Annotated in this window: 2 protein-coding genes; both read right to left on the bottom strand. The window is 70.9% G+C overall.

The genetic code is table 11. From position 1 onward, the window contains the following. The coding region (locus ON43_RS05275) for a non-ribosomal peptide synthetase (RefSeq protein WP_040804175.1) at nt 1-4,742 on the bottom strand (4,742 nt) is incomplete at its 3' end. Between the two features lie 189 nt (nt 4,743-4,931). Beyond that, on the bottom strand, nt 4,932-7,398 hold a 2,467-nt coding region (locus ON43_RS05270), incomplete at its 5' end, for a condensation domain-containing protein (RefSeq protein WP_040804173.1).

Raw genomic sequence — 7,398 nt, 5'->3', positions numbered from 1 at the left:
GCGATGGCCGTCGGCACCATGTAGGCCGGAAGCGACTGTGTCAGTGCGGCTTTCACCGCACTCGGATCGACGGGGACACCGGGCTCGCGGACCACGTAGCCGACGAGCTGATCCCCCGCGTGCGGGTCGGTGCGCACCACGACCACCGAATTGACCACGCCGGGCTGGGCCAGCAGCGCGGCCTCGATCTCGCCGAGCTCGATGCGCAGGCCGCGCAGCTTCACCTGGAAGTCGGTGCGGCCCAGGTATTCCACCTCGCCGCTCGCGTTCCAGCGCACCAGGTCCCCGGTGCGGTACATGCGCTCGCCGTGGCCGAAGGGGTTGGCCACGAAGCGATCCGCGGTCAGGTCGGGGCGCGCCACATAGCCGGTGGCCAGCTGGTCACCGGCCAGGTACAGCTCGCCCGGGATGCCGGGCGCTACCGGGTTGAGGCGCGAATCCAGCACGTACAGCCGGGTATTGAAGACCGGCCGCCCGATCGGCACCGACACCGTATCGGCGTCGGTCACCTCGTGATAGGTGACGTCGACCGCGGCCTCGGTCGGGCCGTACAGATTGTGCAGCCGTGCGCCGGTGAGCTCGCGCAGCTTGTGCGCGGTAGGCGCGGGCAATGCCTCACCGGAGGCGAACACCTGGCGCAGGGACAACCCGTCGGACGGGATCTCCCCGCCCAGCGTGGACAGGAACACCGTGAGCATCGAGGGCACGAAATGCGCGGTGGTGACGCCCTGTTCGGCGATGACCTGCGCCAGATACACCGGATCGCGATGCCCGTCCGGCTTGGCGACCATCAGCCGCGCACCGGTCTGCAACGGCCAGAAGAACTCCCACACCGACACATCGAAGGTCGCCGGAGTCTTCTGCAACACCACATCGGAGTAGGTGAGCCGGTACTGCGCCTGCATCCACACCAGGCGGTTGACGATGGCCGCGTGGCTGACCGCCACACCCTTGGGCCGCCCGGTGGAGCCGGAGGTGAAGATGACGTAGGCGGTGTGCTCGCCCCGAAGCGGTTGCGTCCGTTCGTCGTTCGAGAGCCGCCCCGCGGGCCGCTGCCGCGCCCGCTCCTCGGCCTCCTCGACGAAGAGGGTCGGAATGCCGCTCCCGCTGCCGAAACCGTCACGCCAGGTGGTCAGCACCAGCCGCGGCCGCGCGGTGTCGAGAATGTGCTCATTGCGGTCGATGGGCTGTTCGGGATCCAGCGGCACATACGCCGCGCCCGCCTTCAGCACCGCGTACATGGCGACCACAAGCTCGGTGGAGCGCCGAATAGCCAGGGCGACAAGGGTTTCTGGCCCGACGCCGTAGCTGTCGACGAGCTCCCGGGCCAGCCGGTCGGCACGCTCGGAGAGTTCCCGGTAGGTGAGGCGCTCGCCCTCGAAGACCAGCGCGACGGTCTCGGGGGTGTCGGTGACCTGCGCCTCGAACATCGACACCAGGGTCGGCGCGAGGTCCTTCCGGAGTCCCACGGCGGCACGCACATCGAAGCCGGTGGTGTTCCAGTCGGTCAGGACGCGCGCCCGCTCCTCGGTCGAGAGCAGGTCGAGATCCCCGACCGGGGCGGCCGGATCGGCGGCCACCAGCTCCAGCACGCGGGCGAAGCGGCGCGCGAAGGCGGTGATGGTCGGCTCGTCGAAAAGGTCCAGCGCATAAGAGAATTCGGCCGCCATGCCGGTGCCGTCGCCGCGCGCGTCGACCGTCTCCTGCACGGTCAGCTGCAGATCGAACTTGGCGAACGGCACCTCGAGGTCGGTGCCGGAGACGGTCAGGCCGGGCAGCCGGAATTCGGCGGGCGCCAGGTTCTGGAACGACAGCATGACCTGGAACAGCGGATTGCGCGCCTGCGAGCGCGCCGGTTCGAGCAGGTCCACCAGTCGTTCGAAGGGCACGTCGGCGTGGCCGAAGGCGCGCACATCGGATTCGCGGACCCCGCTGAGCAATTCGGCGAATCCGGCGGCCGGATCGACGTCGGTGCGCAGCACCAGGGTATTGACGAACATGCCGATGAGGTCGTCCAGCGCGGCCTCGCCGCGGCCCGCCACCGGGGTGCCGACGGCGATGTCGCGGGTGCCGGAGAGCCGGGCCAGCAGCACCGCGAGCGCGGCGTGCACCACCATGAAGGTGGTGCCGTTGTGGCCGCGCGCGAGCCGGCGCACGCCCGCGTAGACGTCGTCGGCGAGTTCGAAGCGGAAGGTGCCGCCGCGGAAGGAGGCGACCGGCGGGCGCGGGCGGTCCGCGGGCAGTGCCAGCTCATCGGGCAGGTCGGCGAGCGTCTCCCGCCAGTACGCGATCTGCTTCGACAGCGTCGAGTTCTCGTCGTCCTCGGCGCCGAGGGCCGCGCGCTGCCACAACGTGTAGTCGGCGTACTGCACGGGCAGCGGCTCCCACCGCGGCGGGGTGCCCGAGGTCCGGGACACGTAGGCGGTCACCAGGTCCCGGGTCAGCGGTCCCATGGAGAAGCCGTCGCCGGAGATGTGGTGCACCACGCCGACCAGAACCTGCTCGCCGGGCCCGAGGCGCAGCACGCTCAGCCGGATGGGCGGGGCGGCGGTGACGTCGAAACCGGCGCCGCCGATCGCCATCACCCGTGCCGTCAGGTCGGCCGGGTCGATGTCCTCGACCGAAAGTTCCGGCACCGCACGCTCATCGGTGAGGGGCAGCACCTGCTGGTAGCCCTCGCCGTCCACCTCCGGGTAGACGGTGCGCAGCACTTCGTGCCGTTCCACCAGGTCCCGCACCGCGGCGCGCATGGCGTCGAGGTCGAGTTCGCCGGACAGGCGCACCGCGAGCGGCACATTGTCGACCGCGCTGTCGGGGTAGAAGCGGTTGAGGAACCACATGCGCTGCTGCGCGTAGGACAGTGGCACCCGATCCGGGCGCGGCCCGGGAACCAGTGCGGGCGTTGCGGTTTCGGCTGCCCGCTCCCCCGCCAGCAGCACCGCGAGATCGGACACGGTGGAGGCCTCGAACAGCACGCGGACCGGCACGCGGGTGCCGAGCGCGGTGCCGATGCGGGCCACGGCCTGGGTGGCGAGCAGCGAGTTGCCGCCGAGTTCGAAGAAGTCGTCGTCGGAGCCGACGCGCAGCGGCTCGGCGTCGGGCGGGGTGAGCAGGCCCGAGAACACCTCGGCGATGGCGCGTTCCGCTGGGGTGGCCGGTGCCCGGAATTCGCGGGTATTGAACACCGGCTCGGGTAGTCGCTCGCGATCCACCTTGCCGACCGGGGTCAGCGGGATCTCGTCGAGCACCATGATCGCGGCGGGAACCATGTACGCGGGCAGGGATTCTCCGGCGAAGGCCGCCAATTCCGCTGTGTCCAGGGCCTTTCCGGGACTCGGCAGCACATAGCTGACCAGCGCGGCCGCACCGGTCGGCAGCGTGGTGCCGAGGGTGACCGCGAAATCCACGTCCGGATGCGCGACGAAGGCGCTGTCGATCTCCCCGAGTTCGATGCGCAGACCGCGGATCTTGACCTGGAAGTCGGTGCGGCCGTGGTGTTCGAAGTTGCCGTTCTCCAGCCGTTTGACGAGGTCACCGGTGCGGTACAGGCGCTGCCCGGGCTCACCGTAGGGTCCGGCGACGAAGCGTTCGGCGGTGAGTCCGGGCCGGTTCAGATAGCCCTCGGCCAGCGCGGGGCCCGCCAGGTACAGCTCGCCCACCACGCCCGGCGGCACCGGCCGCAGCCCGGCGTCCAGCACGTAGGCGCCGATGCCCGGGAGCAGCGTGCCGATGTGGGTGCCGCCGCCCGGCTCCAGCGGCCCGGTGCCGGTGGACAACGCGGTCACCTCGGTCGGGCCGTACTCGATGTAGAAGTCGCGGTCGGGGGTGATCCAGCGGTCCACCAGCGCGGGCGGGACGCGTTCACCACCGCACATGATCGATTGCAGATCCTCCGGCACGGCCGGATCCAGCGATTCCAGCACGGCCGGGGTGATGCAGATATGGGTGACCCGCTCGCGCCGCAGCAGTTCACTCAGCTCCTGGCCGCCGAACACGTCCGGCGGCACCACGACCAGCGTCGCCCCGGCGGTGAAGGCGTAGAGCATCTCGACGATGGAGAAGTCGAAGCTCGGGGTGGTGAGCTGGGTGATGCGCGAATCCCCGGTCACCGCACGGCTTTCCCGGCGGGCGGCCAGTCCGGCCAGGCCGGCGTGGGTGATGGCCACGCCCTTGGGTTTGCCGGTGGATCCGGAGGTGTAGATGACGTAGGCCAGGTGCTGTTCGGTCAGCGGCCGGATGCGGTCGGCGTAGGAGATGGGGTGGGCGGGCCGGGCGGCGATGCGGTCGGCGCGGGCCGGATCGTCGAGTTCGATCCAGTAGGCGGCGGTGCCGAGCCCCTTGCGGTGAGCGGCCAGGGTGACGCCGAACTTGGCGCCGGAATCGGTGAGCATGTGCTCGATGCGGTCGGCCGGGTAGGTCGGGTCCACCGGCAGATAGGTGGCGCCGGTCTTGACGATGGCCCACATGGCCAGCACCGATTCGAGCGAGCGCGCGATGCCCATGGCGCACACATCGCCCGGGCCGACGCCCAGCGCGATCAGTTCGCGGGCCACGCGGGAGGACTGCTCGTCGAGTTCCCGGTAGGTGAGCTCGCGCAGATCCTCCGGATTTCCGGTCGGATTGAAGCTGACGGCGACGGCATCGGCGGCGGATTCGACCGCGGCGGTGAGCAGTTGTCCCAGGAAGGGGCTGCCGGAACGGCGACGGCGACCACCGCGAGCTGATCTGCGAGCAGGATCCATCTTGTCGTTCACCTCACAGCTACAGAAATCCACACGCGTCGAAAGATCTTCGACCGGCCCGAACCGACCAAACCGCGTGGCCGGGCGAACCGGGCACAGCATATCCGCGCGGAGTAGGTGCGGCGGCTCGAACCGGAGGGACTATCGGAGCCCCCGCCAGGTCGTTGCAGCATGTGATCCGAGCCACAACTACTCGACGGTAGCTACCGTACGCGCCGCCGGGAGGTGAATCCGGCGGCGGCCTCGGTGAATGCGGGTACTGCCTATTCCGGCAGCACCAGGATGGTGGCGTGCTCCGCCCACGGCTCGGCGGCCGGGGTCGGCGCGTCGAGCACCAGTGCGCGAAGGTCCTCGAGCGGAGCCGGATCCAGCTCGGCGAGGCGGGCGTGCTCGGCGAACAGGTGGGTGACCCACTCCGTCGCCGAGCGCCTCGGAGAGCCCGGACCCGGACTCCGGATCGACCAGGACCACGGAGGCGCCGACCGCACCCGCGGCCACCAGTTCGATCATGGCCAGCGTCGAATCCGGGGCACCGTGGTGGAAGGTGCGGGATTCGAAGGTGAGGTCCAGGCTTCGCGCCCGGTCCACCACGGCGGCCAGGCCGTCGTAGGTGAGCGCGCCGTCGGTCGACCCGCGCGCCGCATCGTCGCCGCGCAGGGCGCGAATCCGGTTGGCGTAGGTGACCGGTCGCGCGGATTCGGCGGCGATCTCGGCGGCCGTCTCGGGATCGTCGAGCACCAGCCAGTCGATGCCGGACACGGATTCGGGCGCGACGCCCACCGTGATGCCGACCTTCACGTCCTGGCCCGGCGCCTCGGCGGCGGCGAACGGCACCAGCATGGTGCCCGCCTTGAGCACCGCCCACACCGCGACCGCCTGATCCACACCGCGTTCCAGGCGCACCGCGACACCGGTGCCCGGACCGCTGCCGCGGGCGATGAGCACCCGGGCCAGGCGGGACGAGCGCGCGTCGAGGTCCTGGTAGGACAGCGACTCGTCGCCCCACACGACGGCCGGGCCGTCCGGATCGTCCTCGGCGGCGGTGGTGAGCACCTGCGAGAGCGCCGCGCCGCGCACACCGACCCCGGCGGGCTCCGGCACGGGCTGCGAAATCGACTGGACCACAGCCGATTCCACCGCGTCCAGCAGCACGACATCGCCGACCGGGAGGTGCGGATCGGCGGCGACCGCGGTCAGCATCCGCTCCAGCGCCCGGGCGAAGGAATCGACGGAGGTTTCCTCGAACAGGTCGGTGTCGTAGTTGAGGATCACGGCCAGCTCGCCCGCCGCGCCGTCCACGCCGGGGCGCGGTTCGACGCTGATCTGCAGATCGAATTTGGCCGTGGCCAGGCCGGTTTCGACGGCGGCGACGGTGAGGCCCGGCAGTTCCAGCACCGGGGTCTCGGTGTTCTGCAGCGAAAGCACCACCTGCAGCAGCGGATTCGCGGTGCTGTGGCCGGGGGCCGCCAGCTCCGAGACCCGTTCGAACGGGACGTCCGCGTGTGCGAAGGCCGAGAGATCGGTCTCGCGGGCGCGCTCGACCAGTTCGTCGAACGGGGCCGACGCGTCGACCCGGGTGCGCAGGGTCAGCGTATTGACGAACATGCCGACCAGATCGTCCAGTGCCCGCTCGCCGCGCCCGGCGACCGCGGTGCCGATGACGACATCCGCACTGCCCGACAGCCGCGACAGCCAGGCCGCCACGGCGGCGTGGACGACCATGAACAGCGACGCATTGTGCTGGCGCGCAACCCGATTCAGTCCGGCGTGCACCTCGGCGGGCAGGCTGAAGTCCAGCAGCGCGCCCCGCATCGAGGCGGTCAGCGGGCGCGGGCGGTCCAGCGGCAGCAGCGGGCGGACCGGCAGTCCGGCCAGCTGATCGCGCCAGTAGGCCAATTGCGCGGCGGCGGTAGAGGTTTCGTCGTCCTCGCTGCCGACGGCCGTGCGCTGCCACACCGCGTAGTCGGCGTACTGCACCGGCAGCGGCGTCCACGCGGGCGCGTCACCGGCGGCGTGCGCCAGGTACGCGGTCATGAGATCGCGGGCTAGCGGCGCCATGGACGCGCCGTCGGCGGCGATGTGGTGGGCGACCAGGACCAGCAGGTAGTCGTCCGGATCGTCGCCGGTGATGAGGCGGATCCGCACCGGAACCCGCTGGGCCACATCGAATCCGGTGCCCACCAGTTCGGCGATGCGGCCGCCGATGTCGGTGGCCCGCTCCAGTTCGAGGCCGGTCGGGAGCGCGTCGGCGACCGACAGGATCTCCTGGTAGGCCGGTGCGCCCGGAGCCGACTCCGGGTAGCGGGTGCGCAGCACCTCGTGGCGGGTCAGCACATCCTCGACCGCCTGCCGCAGGGCGGGCACATCGAGTGCGCCGGTGAGGCGGATGACCATGGGGATGTTGTAGGCCGGGGACTCCGGATCCAGCTGATTGAGCACCCACATGCGCTGCTGCGCCAGCGACAGCGGCACCCGCGCCGGACGCTCACCGGCGACCAGCCGCGGGCGCGCGCCCGCGGCGCTGCCCGGCACGATGCGCGCGGCCAGCCCGGAAACCGTTGCGGTCTCGAACAGTTCGCGCACGGCCACAGTGGTTTCCAGGGCCGCGTTGATGCGCGACACCGCGCGGGTGGCGATCAGCGAGTTGCCGCCCAGG

Origin of the sequence: Nocardia concava NBRC 100430 (assembly GCF_000308815.1) — a bacterium.
In the GTDB taxonomy this organism is placed as follows: Bacteria; Actinomycetota; Actinomycetes; order Mycobacteriales; family Mycobacteriaceae; genus Nocardia; species Nocardia concava.
The sequence above is the reverse complement of the archived record's forward strand: the minus strand, read 5'-3'. Positions and strand labels throughout refer to the sequence as shown.